General features: G+C 68.4%; 18 protein-coding genes. 9 read left to right on the forward strand and 9 right to left on the reverse strand.

Features of this window, described 5'->3' with window-relative positions; genetic code table 11:
* Nucleotides 1-175 precede the first annotated feature (175 nt).
* The 3 genes from ACIBH1_RS38055 (at nucleotide 176) to ACIBH1_RS38065 (ending at nucleotide 2,973) form a co-directional block, all read left to right on the forward strand.
* On the forward strand, nucleotides 176-1,021 hold the full coding sequence (locus ACIBH1_RS38055) for a peptidoglycan-binding protein (RefSeq protein ID WP_397318903.1): 846 nt from the start codon (nucleotides 176-178) through the stop codon (nucleotides 1,019-1,021).
* A gap of 87 nt (nucleotides 1,022-1,108) precedes the next feature.
* Nucleotides 1,109-1,999 carry a peptidase inhibitor family I36 protein gene (locus ACIBH1_RS38060; protein ID WP_397318904.1) on the forward strand — a complete coding sequence of 297 codons (891 nt, stop codon included), beginning with the start codon at nucleotides 1,109-1,111 and terminating at the stop codon, nucleotides 1,997-1,999.
* Nucleotides 2,000-2,028: 29 nt separating this feature from the next.
* Nucleotides 2,029-2,973, forward strand: a complete 945-nt coding sequence (locus ACIBH1_RS38065) for a SpoIID/LytB domain-containing protein (protein ID WP_397318905.1) — start codon at nucleotides 2,029-2,031, stop codon at nucleotides 2,971-2,973.
* A gap of 39 nt (nucleotides 2,974-3,012) precedes the next feature.
* Here ACIBH1_RS38065 and ACIBH1_RS38070 read toward each other — a convergent pair whose 3' ends face one another.
* Entirely contained in the window at nucleotides 3,013-3,795 is a 783-nt protein-coding gene (locus tag ACIBH1_RS38070; RefSeq protein WP_397318906.1) for an NBR1-Ig-like domain-containing protein, read from the reverse strand.
* A 223-nt stretch (nucleotides 3,796-4,018) separates the two neighbouring features.
* Between ACIBH1_RS38070 and ACIBH1_RS38075 the strand changes: the two genes are divergently transcribed.
* The gene (locus ACIBH1_RS38075) at nucleotides 4,019-4,441 is read left to right on the forward strand and encodes a nuclear transport factor 2 family protein (protein WP_397318907.1); all 423 of its coding nucleotides are present in this window, start codon (nucleotides 4,019-4,021) and stop codon (nucleotides 4,439-4,441) included.
* A 351-nt stretch (nucleotides 4,442-4,792) separates the two neighbouring features.
* Here the strand turns inward: ACIBH1_RS38075 and ACIBH1_RS38080 are convergent, their stop codons facing one another.
* The gene (locus ACIBH1_RS38080) at nucleotides 4,793-5,425 is read right to left on the reverse strand and encodes a hypothetical protein (protein WP_397318908.1); all 633 of its coding nucleotides are present in this window, start codon (nucleotides 5,423-5,425) and stop codon (nucleotides 4,793-4,795) included.
* 936 nt (nucleotides 5,426-6,361) lie between these two features.
* On the opposite strand from ACIBH1_RS38080, the gene ACIBH1_RS38085 reads away from it, so the two are divergent.
* Together ACIBH1_RS38085 and ACIBH1_RS38090 are read left to right on the forward strand one after the other, a co-directional pair.
* Entirely contained in the window at nucleotides 6,362-6,622 is a 261-nt protein-coding gene (locus tag ACIBH1_RS38085) for a hypothetical protein (protein ID WP_397318909.1), read from the forward strand.
* A gap of 135 nt (nucleotides 6,623-6,757) precedes the next feature.
* Nucleotides 6,758-8,755 (forward strand): FHA domain-containing protein, encoded by a 1,998-nt coding sequence (locus tag ACIBH1_RS38090; protein WP_397318910.1) that lies wholly within the window; start codon nucleotides 6,758-6,760, stop codon nucleotides 8,753-8,755.
* A gap of 159 nt (nucleotides 8,756-8,914) precedes the next feature.
* Here the strand turns inward: ACIBH1_RS38090 and ACIBH1_RS38095 are convergent, their stop codons facing one another.
* Complete coding sequence (locus tag ACIBH1_RS38095) at nucleotides 8,915-9,280, reverse strand: glyoxalase superfamily protein (RefSeq protein ID WP_397318911.1); 366 nt, start codon at nucleotides 9,278-9,280, stop codon at nucleotides 8,915-8,917.
* 43 nt (nucleotides 9,281-9,323) lie between these two features.
* Between ACIBH1_RS38095 and ACIBH1_RS38100 the strand changes: the two genes are divergently transcribed.
* The 3 genes from ACIBH1_RS38100 (at nucleotide 9,324) to ACIBH1_RS38110 (ending at nucleotide 11,231) form a co-directional block, all read left to right on the forward strand.
* On the forward strand, nucleotides 9,324-9,605 hold the full coding sequence (locus tag ACIBH1_RS38100) for an ArsR/SmtB family transcription factor (RefSeq protein ID WP_397318912.1): 282 nt from the start codon (nucleotides 9,324-9,326) through the stop codon (nucleotides 9,603-9,605).
* A 96-nt stretch (nucleotides 9,606-9,701) separates the two neighbouring features.
* On the forward strand, nucleotides 9,702-9,908 hold the full coding sequence (locus tag ACIBH1_RS38105) for a hypothetical protein (RefSeq protein WP_397318913.1): 207 nt from the start codon (nucleotides 9,702-9,704) through the stop codon (nucleotides 9,906-9,908).
* A 108-nt stretch (nucleotides 9,909-10,016) separates the two neighbouring features.
* Entirely contained in the window at nucleotides 10,017-11,231 is a 1,215-nt protein-coding gene (locus ACIBH1_RS38110) for an ammonium transporter (protein WP_397318914.1), read from the forward strand.
* Between the two features lie 3 nt (nucleotides 11,232-11,234).
* Here the strand turns inward: ACIBH1_RS38110 and ACIBH1_RS38115 are convergent, their stop codons facing one another.
* Genes ACIBH1_RS38115 through ureC form a run of 6 tightly spaced genes read right to left on the reverse strand, consistent with a single transcriptional unit; the run spans nucleotide 11,235 to nucleotide 16,094 of the window.
* Nucleotides 11,235-11,582 (reverse strand): fluoride efflux transporter FluC, encoded by a 348-nt coding sequence (locus ACIBH1_RS38115; RefSeq protein WP_397318915.1) that lies wholly within the window; start codon nucleotides 11,580-11,582, stop codon nucleotides 11,235-11,237.
* Complete coding sequence (locus tag ACIBH1_RS38120; RefSeq protein ID WP_397318916.1) at nucleotides 11,579-12,058, reverse strand: CrcB family protein; 480 nt, start codon at nucleotides 12,056-12,058, stop codon at nucleotides 11,579-11,581. The genes ACIBH1_RS38115 and ACIBH1_RS38120 overlap by 4 nt, the downstream gene beginning before the upstream one ends.
* Before the next feature lie 10 nt (nucleotides 12,059-12,068).
* Nucleotides 12,069-13,040, reverse strand: a complete 972-nt coding sequence (locus tag ACIBH1_RS38125) for an urease accessory protein UreD (RefSeq protein ID WP_397318918.1) — start codon at nucleotides 13,038-13,040, stop codon at nucleotides 12,069-12,071.
* Nucleotides 13,022-13,657, reverse strand: coding sequence for an urease accessory protein UreG (gene ureG / locus ACIBH1_RS38130; RefSeq protein WP_397318919.1), 636 nt, complete (start codon nucleotides 13,655-13,657; stop codon nucleotides 13,022-13,024). The genes ACIBH1_RS38125 and ureG overlap by 19 nt, the downstream gene beginning before the upstream one ends.
* A gap of 14 nt (nucleotides 13,658-13,671) precedes the next feature.
* Complete coding sequence (locus tag ACIBH1_RS38135) at nucleotides 13,672-14,376, reverse strand: urease accessory protein UreF (protein WP_397318920.1); 705 nt, start codon at nucleotides 14,374-14,376, stop codon at nucleotides 13,672-13,674.
* Nucleotides 14,373-16,094: an urease subunit alpha gene (gene ureC / locus ACIBH1_RS38140; RefSeq protein WP_397318921.1), complete on the reverse strand. Its 1,722-nt coding sequence runs from the start codon at nucleotides 16,092-16,094 to the stop codon at nucleotides 14,373-14,375. The genes ACIBH1_RS38135 and ureC overlap by 4 nt, the downstream gene beginning before the upstream one ends.
* Between the last annotated feature and the right edge of the window lie 50 nt (nucleotides 16,095-16,144).

Genomic DNA, 16,144 nt, shown 5'->3' on the forward strand with positions numbered 1-16,144 from the left:
ACAGCGAACGCGTGCCGTACGGCAGGCTCCCGAACAGCATCGCCGCCCTGGTGTAAGCCCTGTTCAGCGCATCAGCAACCGTTGTGGACAGCCTGACAACACCGATTCCTTGTGGACACCACACCAAGCCGAAACCTTGGTTCTCGCCACGACAGGAATCACCCCAGGAGACCCGATGAAGCTGCCCGCATCCGCTGCCATCCTCGCGGGAGCCGTACTGACCGCTTCGTTGATCGGAGCGCCCGGGGCGGCGGCGGCGCGGGCGGGTGGCGCCGGAGCGCTTCCCGCGGTGAGCATGGCGGCCACCGTGAAGGCGGCGCAGATCGACCCGCGCCGGGCGGACACCACGCTCACGCCGGGCGCGAAGGCGAGCGTCCTGCTCGTCGAGCAGGCGCTGCGCGACCGGCGGTTGCTCGACGCCAGGTGGGTGGACGGCTACTTCGGCACCACCACCGTCACCGCGTACGCGAAGTACCAGAAGTCGCTGGGCCTGTCCGGGCTGGACGCGAACGGGCTGCCGGGCAAGCACTCGCTGACGAAGCTCGGGGCCGGCCGCTTCAGGGTGGTCGACGTCGTCGAGCCGGGCGGCCGGGTGACGGTGGACGGCTACGTCGTCAACGCCAGGACGAAGGCCATGCTGACGGAGGCGGAGCGGCTGTTCGGGCGCGGGTTCACCCTGGACCAGGGTTCTTACAACCCGGGCGGTGATCCCACGTCCGCCGGTACGCACGACGGCGGCGGCGTGGTCGACATCTCGGTGCGCGGTCTCGATCCGGCCGCCCGCACCGCGGGGGTCCGCGCGCTGCGCAGGGCCGGGTTCGCCGCCTGGCTGCGCAATCCCCGGCAGGACACCTGGCCGTGGCACATCCACGCCGTCGCCATCAGCGACCCGAGCCTGTCCACCCAGGCCCAACGCCAGGCCGGCGACTACTACCTCGGCATGAACGGGCTGTCGGGGCGTGGCCCCGACGACGGCCCCAGGGTGCCCATCCGCACGTGGGAGGAGTATCAGCGCCGCTGATCCCCCAGTGTCAGCGCCGCCGATCCCCCCAGTGTCAGCGCCGCCGATCCCCCACCCCCTGATCCCCTACTTTCAAGGAGAGACACCATGAGAGCGCCTACCAGGATCCTCATGTCCGCGACCGCCGCCCTGGCGCTCAGCGCCGCCGTTCTCGGCACGGCCTCGCCGGTCTCGGCCGCGAGCCGCGACGGCGTCTGCGACACCGGTGAGTTCTGCTACTACTTCAACAGCAACAACCAGGGCTCGATCTCCGACTTCGCCGGCTCGGTCGCCGACTACGCCACCACACAACCCAGCTGCTACGACTTCAAGGGCCCCGGCGCCGGCAAGGGCCAATGCATCAAAAACTCCGCCGCCTCCGTCTGGAACCGCAGCACCAAAACCGTCCGCGTCTACTTCAACACCGGCCACGCCGGCCAGTACCAGGACTTCGGCCCAGGAAGCCGCGCCAACCTGAACGCCACCCTGAAGAACCAGAACGCCTCCCACCAGTTCTCCCCCTCGACCTCGGCGCGCAGCAACCTGTCGTTCTCGACCTACGCGGCGATGGGGCGCATCACCTGCGGCTTCGACGGTTACACCAGCACCTCGGGCCGCCACGAGGGCATCGACATGGCGCGCGGGGTCGGCTCCAACGTGCGGGCGCTGGTCGCGGGCGAGCTCATCAACGTCCAGTACGGCTCCACCGGCCGGGCCGGCCTGTCGACGATCGCCATCTACGTCCGCTCCGTGAACAAGACGGTCATCTACCTGCACACCGCCCCGCTCTCCTCGCTGCGGGTGGGTCAGCAGATCGCGAAGGGCCAGCTCATCGCCACCGAGTCCTGGCGCGGTGTGTCCACGAAGGCTTCCGCGCACACCCACGTCGAGATGCGTCCCGGCCGCCAGCTGCGCGCCGCGAAGAGCGTCGGCGACCCTCACCTCCAGAACCCGAACCCCACCTCCTTCTGGAATTCCCAGGGCTACAACGTCCGATGACCTCCGAGGCTCCGATGAGGAAGGCGAACGTGTCTTCACGATCTGTACGGCTGAGCGCCGGCGTCGCCGCCGCGATGATGTTCGGCGGCGCGCTCCTGACGACGGCCACGCCCGCCGCAGCGGCCGCCCGCGACGGCGTCTGCGACACCGGCGAGTTCTGCTACTACTTCAACAGCAACAACCAGGGCTCGATCTCCGACTTCGCCGGCTCGGTCGCCGACTACGCCACCACACAGCCCAACTGCTACGACTTCAAGGGCCCCGGCGCCGGCAAGGGCCAATGCATCAAGAACTCCGCCGCCTCCGTCTGGAACCGCAGCACCAAAACCGTCCGCGTCTACTTCAACACCGGCCACGCCGGCCAGTACCAGGACTTCGGCCCAGGAAGCCGCGCCAACCTGAACGCCACCCTGAAGAACCAGAACGCCTCCCACCAGTTCGTGAGCGGCGGCGGTGGAGGCACCCCGGCCGGCTGCAAGACCGACGGCTCCGACACCAGGCTCCCGACGACGATCCTCGTCTATCGCAAGTCTCTCGGCCGGGTGGAGCGGGTGGACTTCAAGACGTACGTCAAGAACGTGCTGCCCAACGAGTGGGTGTCGAGCTGGCCCGCCGAGTCGCTCAAGGCCGGCGCCCTGGCGGTCAAGAACTTCGGCTGGTACTGGGCGCTGCACTCCAACAAGAAGACGCCCGGCGGCCAGTGCTTCGACGTCTACGACCACACGTCGAGCCAGGTCTACAAGCCCGGCTCCGCGAAGGCCGTGACCAGCGCCGCCGTCGACGCGATCTGGGGAACCAGGCTGACCCGCGGCGGGAAGATCTTCCGGGCGCAGTACTGCTCGACCACGACCGCCTGCGGCAACTGGCGCGACGGCGACTGGATGTCGCAGTACGGCTCGCGCGACAAGGCGAGGGCGGGCTGGAGCTACACCGCCATCCTGAAGCACTACTACAGGGGCATCGCCCTCGGCTGACCTCGATCTCCCCGCCGTGTGCGCACACGGCGGGGATCGTCATCCGCCGACGATGAGCTGGAAGTTGATCGGCCGGTTCCCGGGAAACACGAGCGCCCCCGAAGCGTCGACCATCTTGAACCGCACGTAGCACAGGCCCGGCTTGCGCGGCGTGGTGACATCGGTGCGGATGTCGACCGTCTCGCCGGGCGGGGTGTCCGGGATCGGCACGTCGGAGATGGTCTGGCACTGGTCGGCGCCCTGCTGCGCGACGTCGAGGCGGCGCAGAGAGTAGCCCTTCCAGAGCACGGTGCCGGCGTTCTTGAGCTGCCAGACCTTCGTCATGGTCTCCCCCTGTCCCACGCGGGTGCAGTCGGGGAGCGTCACGTCCTTGATGAACATGGCCGCGTCGCCCTTGTGCAGGGGCGCGGCGGCGGGCGGGTTGCTGGAGCGCACCGGACAGTCCGCGGGAGTGAGCGCCGCGACCGATGCGGTGATCGCCGGCGCGTGGCCGCGCGCCTCGGGCTCGCCGCCGAGACCAGTGAGCAGCGCGATCAGTGCCGCCGCCCCGAACGCACCGATGCCCGCCGCGATCATGATCGGCTTGCTGGGCTGAAACCGTTTTCCGACCGGTTGTGCGGGAGCCTCGACAACCGGACGTTCCTCCGTGACCCCCGTCGATCTGACCGCCAGGCTCGCCGCCTCCCAGCGCTCCCGATAGTGGGCCGGGTCAGCGCCGCAGGCCTTGACGAACTCGACGGTCGTCTCCCAGCTCGGGAGCCGGTTGCCCTTGGTGGCCTCGTGCAACGTCGTATGGGAGATCGCCCCCGACCGGCCGGACATCTCCCGGAACGGTGGATTACCGACCGCGTCGCGTAACTCCCGAAGGACTGTCGCGAATTCCTCGATCGTCGCCGTCCGAGCACCTCTGTCGTCCACCGTGCGAAGCTAACAGCACCCGTAGCGCGCCCTCAACCCGAACTGTCATCCTCGCCGCAAGGTGTCGGGCTCCGTCATTACCTCCCTGGTAATCGACAGACAGCGTCGGGTGCCAGAGGATCATGGCATGACTGCAGGCACCCGTGACATCGTGGAAGAACTGTTGAGTCGGATGGCCAAGGGCGATCACGACCGTACGGCGGAGCTGTTCGCCGAGCCGATCGACTGGCAGCTCAACTGGCCCGCTGAAGGGCACCCGGCGGTGCCGTGGATCCGGGCACGATCCAGCCGGGCCGATGTAGCCGACCATTTCCGATCGCTGGAATCCCACCATGTGCCTGAGCTGAACGGCACATCGGTGACCCAGATCCTGGTGGACGGCACGCACGCCGTCGTATTCGGAGAGATCGCGCAGACGGCTCGGGCCGATGGGGTCGCCTACACCTCACCGTTCGCGCTGCACCTCACCGTCGAAGACGGGCTGGTCACCCGCTATCACATCTACGAGGACAGCCTGACGGTGGCGCGGGCCTTCAGCACTCAAGCATGATCGCAAAGAGCTGACGACTTCTGTCTGACAAATCCCCGCAGTTCCACGGATTCCTTGAACCGGCGAAACGTCCGCGGCGTATCGGCAGATGTACCCGCAGTTGCTGAGCGCTGATCGAGGTGCCGGGAATCGACAATTTAGGGACAAATCACCAAAACCCAGCGATCTACCTCGCGTGTTCATACGATTGCGTTTAGTAATGCCGGGGAGGTCCGCGGGATCTGCGATCAGCATCGCGAAGAGATAACGCGCGTCCGCCATCGGCACAAGATTGTGACATTAGTGCGTTAGTGTCACGTGAGCCCGGCGACCTGGGGCGGATCGAAATCGTTCCTAGGTCGCCAAGGGTGTTCAGCAGGAGTCCTGGCCGACCCCGCGCTGAACTTGGATGGAGTCATGATGTGCTTCGTCGGGCAGTGGCATCACGGTCGATTTCCACCAAGGCTGATCGCCCGTGATGCCCACTGCGTCCCGGACATGTTCTACCACCTCTGCAGGCAGAGCCATGAGGCGGATATCCCACCAGGTCTTCGCCGCTTCCACATTGCGGGCGTCCAGGGACACTTTCAGGGGACGGGAAGCCCCCGGCGAAATGCGGTAGAAGTAGGTGTATTTGTCGTTGGTCTCGCTGCCGGTCACCGCCACCACCCAGGTCTTGCCTTCAGGAGGCCTGATCGGGACCTTGATCGAGAAGCAGGGGGAGGCATACTCTCCCGTCTTCAACACCGGCAAGAGCGGCTCGGACACGGGCTCGTCCACGACCGCGCCGTAGACCAGGGTCACCGCGGTGACGACGGCGGGAACGCCGACAGCCACGAGAACGATGCGTCGCCACGTGTTCTCCAGCCACCCGATCAGCCCAGCCTTTCCTGGCGGCGTGACCTGTGGAGCGGGCTCGGCCTCGGACTCTGCTGAGGCCGGGGGGTCGGACGTGGGGTCCGCCGGCGGGTCGGCACCGACGCCGACATCATTGTCAGCAGTCATGGAAACCTCTCATGTAATCGTTCGGGGGAATAGCAGGACAAGCGTTGCGGGTGCAACGGGAAAGAAGGTTTACCGAAACGCCAGGCTTCGGCCAGCGGACCCTCACATCATTGGACGTGATCCTCTTGGGGCGCCGCCCGGTGATATTTCAATGCACCTGCAACTGATGCGTAATGATCAGTTGCGCGGGACTCCACCTTTCCCCTCTGTACGCGAACGCGGCGCATCTCTTATCTGGATACGCCGCAGAAATCCCGGGACCATCTGTGGATAACAGCAGAGCCTACTGCTAGATCACGAAAGATGTCCGACATGCCGGAATCAGGTGCGGGTGCCGGTGTCACGGCTCGACGGACTGAACCAGTACACGGACAACGGCACGCTCAGCACGTTCGCGACGAGCAGGCATGTGAGCCCTCACTAGAACTGAAGACGCGGTTCGACGCCCTTCCCAGAACAATGCTCCGATAGCCGAAACCCAGGGGCGGGAACGTCAAGGGAATACAAATCCTAGCGGGGGAAGACGCGCGGGCAAGTCGGCCATGGAGGACAAACCCAACACAACCGTGCAGGAATTAACTCCTGAGTCATAGGAAACACCGCCAAACGCACCCGCCCCGCCACACCATGCCGCAGCTCAGGCACCTGGAATGTGACGTAGACACCCACCTTCCGGGCTCCTCTTACCACGACACGCAGGGCATCCACGTACTTGACATGCTCGGCGTGTCGAGGAGGAAGTTGAACCGCCACTCGCGGGCTGACCGTCACGAATGTCCCGGGGCACGGGTCCCGGGTGACCGGGACAGAATCTCCGCCTCACGAGCGAACATGGCTAAGCCGTACGGCTGAGAAAAGGCGAGCCCGCCGGCGGATGAGTGCGGTTCCCTTCTCCTGCGAAGGTCGTCCCACAGGACTCACACCGAAGGAGAACCCGTGCGATCCACACCATCCGGTGGCAGAAGGCGTCTGGCCGCACTGATGATCGGCCTGTCAGTGGCCGGCGTCTTCGGCGCCACGGTGTCCGCGCCCGCCCACGCCCAGCCGAGGGATCCCTACAGCCCGACCTACCAGGACTGGTTCGACGAGGACAACTGGGAGCACGGCCAGGTCTACTACGAGGACGGCGCCCCGTTCATCATCAGCCTCTGCTACAACCCCAGCATGGGCTTGTACAACTGCCCGCGCTGGTTGTGACCCGGTGACGTCCTGCGGTGGCCGGGTCACCCGGCCACCGCAGATGGTCATGTGCGTATTTTTCAGCGGTACGGCGCCGCCCGGCCGGTCATGATGGCCGCACGGACGCCGATCCTCGCTGAGAAGGAACCGATCATGCCCACTGTCATCGTTGGACACGACGGCCCGCTGGCCGGCCGGCGGTTCCCTCTCGGCGACACGCCCATGACCTTCGGACGCAGCCATGACTCGTCCGTGGTGATCGCTTGCGGGCGTGCCTCGCGCTCCCATGCCGAGGTGCGGCGGGAGGGCGGGCGGTACGTCCTGCGCGATCTCGGCAGCCGCAACGGCACGATGGTCAACGGCCGCCGCGTCACGACGCATGTGCTGCAGCCCGGCGACACGATCACGATCGGCAACGAGCGGTTCCGCTTCCTGGCCTCCGACGATGTGGCGACGATCGCGGCGACCTCCCTGCTGCCGCCCTCCGGACCTCTGCGCGTGACCGTCGCGGGCGGCGGCCCGGTCGGGCTGAGCTTCGCGCTGCTCCTGGAGCATCTGATGGGCCCGCGGGTCGTGGTGACGGTCTATGACGGCCGCTGGATCGAGCAGGGCTCGCGGATCGTGTGGAAGGGCGGCGAGCACGGCAACGTTCGGCGCCAGCAGGTCGTCACGGTGCAGAGCCGCCAGTACCTCAACCTCCCCGAGCAGGTGCAGGAGCGCCTGTTCGCCGCCGGGTCGTTCTCCGAGATGTGGCCGCCCGGGCCCGATTCCATCCGCGGCCACGCCCCGCGGAACCTGCGCATCTCCTATATCGAGGACACCCTGCTGGACCTGGCCAACGACAGGGCCGGCCGGATCCGGCTGGTCCCCGCCCGCTTCAGCCCCGACGAGCACGGCGAGGCCGCCAGGCAGGACCACGTGCTGGCCATCTGCGAGGGTGGCCGGTCGCGCACCCGCGAGCACTTCGCCGCCAAGTTCGGCACCGCCGACAGCTCGATCTACTCCCTCAACGGCCGGCACCTGCAGGATGTCGTGCTCGGCCTTCGGGTCAAGTCGCGCCTGCCCGACGCGATGAGCGTCCTGCTGACGGTGTCCCAGAACCGTTTCCTGCTCAACGCCCTCGACGGCGAGGGCTTCCTCAACATGCGGCTGACCGACGAGGAGGCCAAGGAGGTCGTCGGGATCGACCCGGTCCGGCACGTGTTCGAGGACTGCGTCGCCGCCAGCCCCTGCATGATGGGCCGCGACGGCCACGGCGACTTCCACTGCTCCACGCACGGCACGCTCTTCCTGCCCGCCCTGCTCAAGGGCTCCGCCCTGTGGCGGCGTGTCAGGGAGGGGCTGGCCATGTTCGGCGTCGAAGAGGACGACCTGAGCGCCGTCACCGCCTTCCGCCTCGACATGGTGCAGCGACCCCGGTTCACGGCGCGCCTGCACGCTCCGACCGCCTCCACCCCCGGCACGTACGGGTTCCTGCTCGGCGACGCGGCCAACGCCATCCACTTCTGGCCGGGCCGCGGGCTCAACAGCGGGCTGGCCTCGGCCATCTCGCTGGCCCGCTCGCTCAGCCAGACCTGGCGCGGGCAGCCCTTCCGCGACGCCGACTTCATCCGCCACGAGGCGGCCATGGCGATGCTGCAGTACCGGCACAAGAGCCGCGCCTGGCAGGCGATGGTCACCACCGACGAGCAGGGTGTCACCCAGGCCATCAAGGACAAGATCGCCGTCGGCCTCGCCGAGGACACCTCGGCGACTCGCGACGCCGACATCGACGTGCTCATGGACCGGCTGCGCCGCATCCGCGGCCGTCTCGCGCCGCGTGTCTCCGGCCTGCCGGACGACAACCTGCTGCGCGCCCATCTCGGCAGGCTCTCGGCCGAGACCCTGCGGAGCCTGGCCATCAGCGGCGCCTGGGACACCCTCGTCATGGGCGGCGAGGAGGTCGACATCGACATCTTCTACGGCCAGGAGCCCGACAGTCGCCAGAGCGCCGAGCCGGTATGGGCTCCCCGGCTGGCCCGCGAACGCGACGAGCACACCAAGGTGGTGTCCAGAGGCACGCTCAGGCCGCTGCGTCCGGCGCGCGATGTCAGGCTCGCGGGAGCCGGGCGCCAGGTGCGGGCCGCCGGTCGGCTGTCTTCACAGGCCTGACTCGGTCGGGTCCGCTCATGTCGTACGTCCCGCGAGAGGTCGGGGCTGCACGGCCTGCGCGGTGAGGGCGGGCAGGGCATGGTGTTCACCGGCGTCGGGGAGGCGCGCCTGCACGGCCCGGCTTGGCGCCGGTCCCAGCCAGGATCGTGGCGGCCCGGCTCAACTGCCCGCTTGCCGGAGACTGATGAGGTTGCCGTCAGGATCGCTGAGGATGGCGAAGACGCCTCCGGGCTGCCTGCTCGGGGGACCCAGGAATGCGACGCCGCGCTCGGTGAGTGTCCGGTATTCGCCGTCGAGGTCCTCGCAGTCGATGACCAGACCGCGCAGCGATCCAGGCGGCATCTCATCGAACCACGTCACCAGCGTCAGGCTGGTCTGCGCGCCGTCGATGCCGACCTGGATCCAGCGCATGTCATCGCCGAAGGTGGATTCGGCGACGAGCTGGAAGCCGAGTTGGTCGAGGTAGAAGGTCCTGGCGCGTTCCTGGTCGCTGACCGGTACCGACACTACGGAGACGAACTGCATGGCGCCCTCCTATCGGGTTTCGCCGATACCCTAACATTGGACGATGGCACGACCACAGGCCGGCGAGGATCCGTTTCGAGCAATCGCCGATCCCACCCGGCGGAGGATCATCGAGCTGCTCGCAGAACAGCCGCGCACGCCCGGCGAGCTCGCGAAGAGCTTCACGACCTGCCAGTCGACCGTCTCGGAGCACCTGGGCATCCTGCGCCGAGCCGGTCTGGTGAGCTACACCGAGCAGGCCGGCCGCCGCACCTACACGCTCACACCCTCTCCGCTCGCGGAGGTCGCCGCCTGGTCCGCGTCATACGCCCGGCCGCCCGAATGACCTCGCCGAGGCTCAACGGAACTCAAGCCGGGCACGCAAAGGAAGATGTACGAGGTCCAGGGCGTGCGCAGGATTCACTCTGCGGAAGAACACGTCATGGACACACGTGAAGAAGTCGTTCTCGCCGTGGATGCGGTAGCCCACCCCGACGCCTACGTCGACTACGACGGGCAGGTCCGGATGGTCGAGCGAGGTATCGGCGAGTTGTGGGAACCGTACATGGAGAACGTGGCGCTCTTCGCCGACCTCGGCAACACCCGCGACGGACTGCGGGAGTTCCAGTTCATGGACCAGGTCAAGTAGACGGCCACTCCCCCGTTTTTTGACGAATCAGGGGAATGGCCCTCGTTAATTCGGGGCACCGATCGGCGATATTCCCTCCGCTGTCCTTCCAGCCGAGGGAGTCCATAGATGCCGTCCGGCCTGAACACCGGCGATTCCGCCTGGGTGCTCGTGAGCTTCGCCATGGTGCTGCTCATGACGCCGGGTCTCGCGCTCTTCTACGGAGGCATGGTCAGGTCGAAGAACCTGATCAGCGTTCTCTACATGAGCTTCGTCTCGATCGCCGTGGTGACGGTGATCTGGTTCGTGTACGGCTACGGCCTGGCCTTCGGGCAGGATGTGGGCGGGGCGGGGCTGATCGGCTGGGGTGACTGGGAGTTCTTCCAGACCACCCCGTCGGTGCTGGACGGGAAGATCCCGCTCTACGTCTTCTCCTTGTTCCAGCTGGTGTTCGCCATCATCACGCTGGCGCTGGTCAGCGGCTCGGTGGCCAACCGGGTCAGGCTCGGTCCGTGGATGATCTTCGGTGTGGTCTGGATGACGCTGGTCTACCTGCCGGTCGCGCACTGGGTCTTCTCCAAGGGCGGCTGGATCAACCGCTGGGGTGCGCTCGACTTCGCCGGAGGCCTGGTCGTCGAGCTCAACTCCGGCATCGCCGGGCTGGCACTGGCGCTGGTGCTCGGCCCGTCTCTGCGCTTCCGTCGCGAGGGGCCGCCGCAGCCGCAGAACGTCCCCATGGTGATGACCGGCATGGGGCTGCTGTGGTTCGGCTGGTTCGGCTTCAACGGCGGCTCGGCGCTGACCGACGGCGCTCTGGCCGCGAACGCCGTGGTGAACACGATGATGTGCGGCTGCGTGGCGATGATCGTGTGGATGTTGCTGGAGCGCAGGCGCTTCGGGCGTTTCTCCCGGCTGGGCGGCACCACCGGCGCGCTGGCCGGGCTGGTCGCGATCACTCCGGCCTGTGGATACGTCAACCTGTTCGGGGCGACGGTCATCGGGATCGTGGCCGCCGTCGTGTGCACCTACGCGGTGGAGGTCAAGACCTCCGTCGGCTACGACGACACCCTCGACGTGGTGGGCATCCACGGCGCGGGCGGCATCGTCGGCGTCGCGCTGCTGGGCCTGTTCGCCACCGGCAAGTACGGCAGCCCGATCGCCGGGCTCTTCTACGGCGGGTCGATCTCGCTGCTCGGCAAGCAGCTCGTCGCGATCCTTGCGGTCGGCACCTACACCTTCGTCCTGACCTACCTCATCGGCAAGATCGTGAACCGGCTGTTCAAGCTTCGTGCCAGCGCCAGCCAGGAGAGCGAGGGCCTCGACACCGAGCTGCGCCTCGGCTGAGGATCACACCAGGGCACGCATCAGGATGAAGGCGCCCAGACCGGTGCCCAGCGTGACGATGACGTTGGCCGCCGCCCTGGCGTACCTGCCGTCCTGGAACAGGTGGACGGTCTCCAGTTCGAAGGTGCCGAAGGTCGACAGCGCCCCGCACAGGCCCGTCCCGATGAGGGCCTGCGCGGCCGGCCCTCCCGCTGCTCCGGTCAGCCCTCCCAGGATGGCGGAGGCGAGGATGTTCACCGCCAGCGTGCCCAGGGGGAAGGACGTGCTCGTCCGGCTCTTCACGGCGACATCGATGACGTATCGCAGGACAGAGCCGAAGGCACCGCCCAGCAGAAGCAGCAGGACGGTCATGAGGATCCCTCCGCGTGGTGCGGCAGCAGCCCGCCCAGCCACAACCCCACACCCAGCACGATCCACCCGCCGACCACGCTGACCAGGGTGTACGTCACCGCCTGGCCGCCGCCGAGCAGGTCCATGCCGGCGATCAGGTGGGAGAAGGTGGTGAAGCCTCCCAGGTAGCCGGTCACCAGCAGCGGCCTCACGAACGGTCGCGGCCTGCCCTTCAGCAGGTAGGTCGTGATGATCCCCACCAGCAGGCAGCCGAGCAGGTTCACCGCGAGCGTTCCCCACGGGAACCCCGTCCGGGCTCCTGGCAGCGCTTCGGTGATCAGCCAGCGTGCGAGGGTGCCGAGCGCCCCTCCTACGGCGATGTCCAGCAGCGCCGCGGCGGTGAGGCCGGGATGCCTGGGGCGCGCGTGGCGGCCCCGGTCCAGGACGGCGGCCTCGGCCCTTTCCCGCAGCGTGATGTGCTTGTCGAAATGCCCCATGGACCCGAACTCACTGCTTTCGCGGTCTCGGCGCGGGCACGCCGAGCAGCCGCCGTCGCACCGCGTCCCAGGCCGTGTGGAAGGCGGCCTGGACCTCCGGCGAGCGGTCGCCGAAGAAGCGTGCCCACGCGCCTCTGTCGCCGGGGAGCACGCCCGCCCCCGCCCGCAGCCCCGTCCCTGCCAGCACCTCGTGGAGCGCGTCGGCGATCTCCTGGGCCGGGCGGGTGCCCGTGACGACGTACAGCGTGGACATCACGCCGAAACCGGCCATCACCGCGGGCCCCGTCACGGGGTCGTCGCCCGGGACCAGGCGGACGGGGTCGGCGAACACCAGCCCGCCGTCGGGATCGCGGACCTCCACATCGGTGCAGTACGCCTGGTAGGCGTGCCGCTCCCCCCGCGCCAGGCGCCCGGCCAGGACCGTCTCGCCCAGGACGGCGGTCGCGTCCGGCGCCAGCGTGACGCACAGCCGTTGGTAGAAGCACGCGCCCCCGAAGGGGATCGTGGGATCGGGCAGGTACTCCAGGTAGCCTCCGGGACCGACCTCGATGTCGATCAGCTGCGTGGCGTAGTCCTGCTCCATGCGATACAGCCGGGTGGCGCTCTGGGTGGTCAGGTGGACGGCGGAGCCCGCCCCGCAGGTCACGTCCAGGCGGTAGCGGTCGCCCTGCAGCACCCCGCCGCCGGACATCATGAGCATCACGTACGGCAGGCCAGGCAGCTCCGGGTCGTAGTAGTGCGGACGCGTGATGTGCAGCGGCGCCTTCTGGAAGTGGCCGGTCAGCTCCGTGCGCTCGCCGATCCGCCGGAAGGCCAGTTCCAGCACGCCGACCTTGCCCGGGCTGCCGACCGGCAGCGTGTCGGGACGGCTGCCCCGCCGCAGCACCGCGGCGGGGACCCGGCCGGGTTGGTAGCGTTCGGGCGCCAGCCGGTCGATCACCGCGCCGCCGCCGGGGAGGTCCGTCAGGCCGGAGCGGTACACGCGGCCCCCGCCCGGCTCTGGATGAGGTCGGCCACCTCGTCCACCCCTGTGCCGGTCAGGCAGTCGGTCAGGACGACCGGGCCGTCGCCCCGCACCATCCGGGCGTCGCGCTCCATGACCCCCAGGTCGGTGCGGACGTACTGCGCGATATCGATCTTGTTGATGACCAGCAGGTCGGAGTTCGTGGTGCCGGGACCGCGCTTGCGCGGCATCTTCTCGCCCTCGGCGGTGTCCAGCACGAAGATGTACATGTCCGCCAGCACCGGGCTGAAGGTCAGGGTCAGGTTGTCGCCCCCGCTCTCGAAGATCAGCAGGTCGATGTCGGGGAAACGGTCGAGCAGGTCGGCGGCCGCCGCGAGGTTCATCGTCGGGTCGTCGCGCACCGCCGTGTGCGGGCAGGCGCCCGTCTCGACGCCGACGATCCGCTCGGGGTCGAGAATCCCGGCCAGGGTGCGCCGCACGTGCTCGGCGTCCTCCTGGGTGTAGATGTCGTTGGTGATGACCCCGATCCGGTGGCCCCGATCCCGCAGGATCGGCACGAGAGCCTCGATCAGCGCGGTCTTGCCCGAGCCCACGGGGCCGCCGATCCCGACTTTGAAGACCTTCTCCAGTTCCATGCTCTCTCCAGATCTCAGGTGACGAACAGCCGGGCGGGTGCCCGTTCGTGCGTGGCCGCGACGGTGTCGGCGACCGGGACCGAGCTGTGCAGGTCCGCCGGCTCCTCGACGGCCTGTGCCATGCGTGCCGCCGCCTCCAGATCCGGGCGCGCCTCGCGCAACAGCGCCTGTGCCCGGCGGAAGTCCGTACGGCCCAGCCGTACCGCCGCGGTCGCGTAGCTGGCGGCGAAGGCGTAGAGATCCCCGGCGACGGCTCGTTGCTCGGTGACGCCGAGACCCGCGTACAGCGCGCCCACGACGACGGCGTGGTTGCCCGGCGTCGTCCTGCCGCCCACCAGCTCCGCGAGCCGTACGGTCTCGGGGACGGGGAAGGCGAAGGCGGCGGTGTCCAGGACCTGCCGTCCGGTGCGCACCGAGGCGGTGCGCTGCTCCCGGACGAGCTTGATCGCGTGCAGCCTGCGGTCGGTCTCGACGAGCCGTGCCCAGTCACCCGCGCGCGCCGCGCGGTGGGCCAGGACCAGCGCGGCGGCGTCGCCCGGGCCCACAGCGTGACGCAGCAGGTCGGCCAGCAGCCCGTGCAGGTCGTCGGCGAGCCCGAGCTGGGCGTAGCCTTCGAGCCCGTGCGAGAGGGTGTACATCCCGCTCGGGAAGGCGGAGTCGGTCAGCTGGAGCTGGGCCAGCAGCGGTCCCAGCTCCTCGACGTCGTGGGCGGTGCTCATGCCAGGAAGAACAGCCGGTTCAGCGGCAGGCTCTTGGCGGGTTCGATGTGCACGGGCTTGCCGTCCACGGTGACCTTGTAGGTCTCCGGGTCGACGCGGATGTCGGCCAGCGTCGAGTTGCGCACCATGTGCCGTTTGTCGACGGTCCGGCACTGGCGCACCGGCCGGATCAGGCGCCGCAGCCCGAGCCGGTCGGGCACGCCCGCGTCGATGGCCGCTCCGGACATGAAGGTGACGCAGGTCTGCGACAGCGCCGGGCCGTACGCGGCGTACATCGGCCGGAAGTAGACCGGCTGCGGGGTGGGCAGCGAGGCGTTCGGGTCGCCCATCGGGGCCCAGCTGATCAGGCCGCCCTTGATGACCATCGCCGGCTTGGCGGCGAACGTGGCGACCGGCCACAGGACGATGTCGGCGAGCTTGCCGTCCTCCAGCGAGCCGATCGTGTCGGCCATGCCCGAGGCGCGGGCCGGGTTGATCGTCAGCTTGGCCATGTAGCGCAGCACCCGGAAGTTGTCGTTGCGGGAGGAGTCCTCCGCCAGCGCGCCGCGCTTGTCCTTGCAGTGGTGGGCGATCTGGAAGGCACGCGTGAACGACTCGCCGACCCGGCCCATCGCCTGGGAGTCGGAGCCGATGATGCTGATGATCCCCAGGTCGTGCAGCACGGTCTCGGCCGAGACGGTCTCGGCCCGCACCCGGCTCTCGGCGAACGACACGTCCTCTGGCACGTCGTAACTGAGGTGGTGGCAGACCATCGTCATGTCGAGCAGCTCGTCGATCGAGTTGACCGTGTACGGCAGCGTCGGGTTGGTCGAGGCGGGCAGGACGTTCGGCTCGCCGGTCACCCGCAGGATGTCGGGGGCGTGGCCGCCGCCCGCGCCTTCGGAGTGGTAGGTGTGGATGGTCCGGCCGTTGATGGCGTTGATCGTGTCCTCGACGAAGCCGGCCTCGTTCAGCGTGTCGGTGTGGATGGCGACCTGGATGTCGAGCTGGTCGGCGACCGACAGCGCGCAGTCGATCACCGCGGGCGTCGATCCCCAGTCCTCGTGGATCTTCATTCCGCAGGCGCCCGCCCGGATCTGCTCCTCCAGTACGGCCGGCAGGCTGCTGTTGCCCTTGGCCAGCACCCCGATGTTGATCGGGATGCCCTCGTAGGCCTGGAGGATGCGGCCGATGTTCCAGCCGCCCGGCGTGGTCGTGCAGCCGCGGCTGCCGTCGGCCGGGCCGGTGCCGCCGCCGACCAGGGTGGTGATGCCGTTGCTCAGCGCGTGCTCGGCCTGCTGCGGGGCGATGAGGTGCACGTGGGCGTCGATCCCGCCCGCGGTGGCGATCAGGTTCTCGCCCGAGATCACCTCGGTGTTCGCGCTGATGATCAGCCGCGAGTCCACGCCGTTCTGCGTGTGCGGGTTGCCCGACTTGCCGACGCCGACGATCCTGCCGTCCTTGACGCCGATGTCGCCCTTGACGACGCCCAGGACCGGGTCGACGATCACCGCGTTGGTGATGACCAGGTCGAGGGCGACGGAGGCGCCGGAGGCGGGGTCGGCCGCCATGCCGTCGCGGGTGGTCTTGCCGCCGCCGTACTGCGACTCGTCGCCGTAGTGGCCCTCGGTGTAGTCCTTCTCCACCTCGATGACGAGGTTGGTGTCGCCCAGGCGGATCCGGTCGCCGACGGTCGGCCCGTACATCGACGCGTACTGCTGGCGGCTCATGCTGGTCATGCGGATCAGCCCTTCTTCCTGGTGCCCGCGGGCTTCTTCTTCGGCTGCTT

The sequence above is a fragment of the Nonomuraea sp. NPDC050663 genome (assembly GCF_044456985.1).
GTDB lineage: Bacteria > Actinomycetota > Actinomycetes > Streptosporangiales > Streptosporangiaceae > Nonomuraea.